Genomic DNA, 2,677 nt, shown 5'->3' with positions numbered 1-2,677 from the left:
TCCAGAAGCCTTGCGTCTCCCTTTTTCCGCGAGCCGAAGAAAAACAACGCCCAAATTGCCTTGGTCAGCTTCGTGGTGATTGCGCCTCCCCCTTGCGTTGAGAAGACGGTCTTGATGATTTCCGCGGCAGTTACGATGAAGATGAGAGAGCCGACGACGAAATAGAGGTAGGTCACGTGTGATGCTCCAAATGGCGTAGCGTCATCTGTCCATCATCGGAAACAGGTGTCATTCGACGCCTTGTTGAGCCCAGCCGAGCGTTCGGATTCCGGCTCAGCAGCTTCGCCGCTGTGCTTGTGCCAGAAGCCGGCCCCGGTTGATCGTGCGTCGCCAGGTTAATTCGATTGCTTTCGTGCAGCCTCTTCCCGCTCCATACGTTCTCGCACGTCACCTTCCACAGTGGTGCCGGATTGCATCGGCTCGTAGAGCGAACCCGTCGTTGGCGGCGCTGGCGGTGCTTTTTCGATCTGCCAGTGATGCGCAATGTTCGCCGCGATTCGCTCGGTTAGAGAGGGGAAAAGTGAATGCGAGATCACCGCGCCTCGGGCTTTCCAGCCTACCGGCAGACGTTTACGCGGGTTAACCGAGACCCAGGCGATTGCCTCGACGACCTGCTCCGGGCCGTCCATTGTGGCCATGCGCGGGGTGCCGCCGGTGTAATTAGCTGCATGTCTCCAGAACGGCGTGTCCGCAGCCCAAGGCATGACGGTGGCCACGTTAATGGTCTCGCTGCCGCTCAGGCGAATCTCCTCGGCGATTGCAGCGCCAAGATTCATGACCCCACCTTTGGTCGCTGCGTAGGAGGCGTGATAGGCCAGCGGTATCTCACTCTCCACTGAGCCAACGTTGACCAGCGTGCCGAAGCCCTGAGTTCTGAACTGTCGCATGGCCGCGTGGCTGCCGTAGATCACGCCCTTGAGGTTGACGTCTATGACCCGCGCATGGTCCTCGACTGGAACGTCTTCGAAGCGCCCGAGGGCTCCGACCGCTGCATTGTTAATCCACACGTCAATTTTGCCGAAGCGCTCGATGGCGGCTTGTGCCAGGGCCTGTATCTGATATGGGCTGCTTACATCGGTTGTCACCACTAATGCCGATCCCCCTGCCTCGCGTATCTGCGCGGCCAGCTGTTCGAGCACTTCGGTTCGGCGGGCCGCCAACACCACGTTGCCTTGCAGAGCGGCAAGCCTGAGCGCCACGCCGCGCCCGAAGCCGCTGGAGGCACCGGTGATAACAAAGGTTCTGTCGGCGACGCTTGGCTGGTCGCTTGGCATCAGGCGCGGGGAAACGGCGCAACCGCTGAGCTGCAGTACAGCAAGCAGCATTAACAGCAAAGCCAATCCCTGCGATGGGGACAGTCGCAAAACCTTCATTGCTTCCTCCTGGCAAAGCCAAAACGACCGAGTAATGGTCCGCAACTTTAATGCTATGCAACCGTTAGTCGGAGTTTCCGACTCCTCGTTACGATTCCGTAAGTTCTTCTGTACCGGCTGGCCACAGGCATACAAGAAAGCCGACCATGAAAAAGCTAGCTTGTATGGAATGCTGCAACTGGCTTTAGCCGTCCATGCCCAACATCATCAGAAAAACATTGATGTTTGACCTCACCATTGAGCCCAGCTGCGAGCGCAGACATAGCTTTCATCTAGAACGTGAGGCACAGGCGACGGAGAAGACAACAGCGAGATTTCAAAGGAAAAGGCGCCACCCTGACAGATGCTTTTAGTCCGATCAGAGTGGCGATCGGCGTTTAAGCGGCCATACGCTCACATTCTTCAGCGCATTTCATGCACGCCTTGGCGCACTCCTGGCAATGATCGACTTGGTGTTTTGCGCATTCCTCACCGCAGGCTCGGCAGATCTTGGCACAAAGGGCGCAGAACTCTTTAGCGTACTCACTTTCGCGGCTCATCAAGGTGGCAGCCAGAGCACAGATGTCCGCGCAGTCGCGGTCAAGCTCGATGCATCGAGCCATCATTTTCACGTCGTCCTCACGCAGGCAGGCAGATGCACACGTTTCGCATACCAGGGCACAGTTCGAACAAGCTTGGATGCAGGAAGCGAACATTGAATTGGTCATTACGTTCTCCAGGATTCGATAGTTGTTTGTCGCCTTTGCCTGCTAGCTGAATAGCTGAATAGCCTCATCAGCATTTAACAGGCGCAGAAAATACGACACGTCCCTGCCGAACCCGTTTCGATCAATTTCATTACAATTCTGTAAGGTGTTCGACGGCACTTGGAGGATGTGCGGGAGAAGGGCAATGCGGCTGGCATGGGATTCTGACCAGCTTGGCAGCTTGGCAGCTTGGCCGGCTTCGCTAGTCCGGTCTATACGGCTTAGAGCGATATGGCATAGCTCTCATTTTCTAGCAAAGTGCGAGAAGTGGCAGCTACAAGCAATAATAGAAGCTGCCACCGTTAACGAGTCGCTTGATAAAATTGCGTATGGGTTTCCTTCAGCAATTAGCGTTCTTTTCTGGTAAAGCTTTCTTGGAGGCAGAGGTTACCGCTCGGGCTTGGTCCTTCTGATCAGCCTGATAAGCCACCAACGCAGCTTGGCGAGCCTTCTCCATGCGAGCGAAGGTACGGTCGCCGCCACCCCCTGCCAATGTATAAGACGAGCTTGCTGCGATGATGAGCAGTACAGAAAACGATCTAAGAAGTTTCTTTGCTT

At 55.9% G+C, this 2,677-nt stretch carries 3 protein-coding genes; all 3 read right to left on the bottom strand.

Annotated features, from left to right (window positions below):
* Positions 1–335 precede the first annotated feature (335 nt).
* Positions 336–1,373, bottom strand: a complete 1,038-nt coding sequence (locus DQ405_RS26510; protein ID WP_041015570.1) for an SDR family NAD(P)-dependent oxidoreductase — start codon at positions 1,371–1,373, stop codon at positions 336–338.
* Between the two features lie 377 nt (positions 1,374–1,750).
* Positions 1,751–2,080, bottom strand: a complete 330-nt coding sequence (locus DQ405_RS26505; RefSeq protein ID WP_041015571.1) for a four-helix bundle copper-binding protein — start codon at positions 2,078–2,080, stop codon at positions 1,751–1,753.
* Positions 2,081–2,459: 379 nt separating this feature from the next.
* Positions 2,460–2,677 (bottom strand): co-regulatory protein PtrA N-terminal domain-containing protein (locus DQ405_RS27340; RefSeq protein ID WP_241730233.1); only part of this gene is annotated, 218 nt, incomplete at its 5' end.

This window comes from Pseudomonas sp. SST3 (assembly GCF_003325755.1).
Note: the sequence above shows the minus strand (reverse complement) of the source record. Positions and strands in the feature narration are given on the sequence as shown.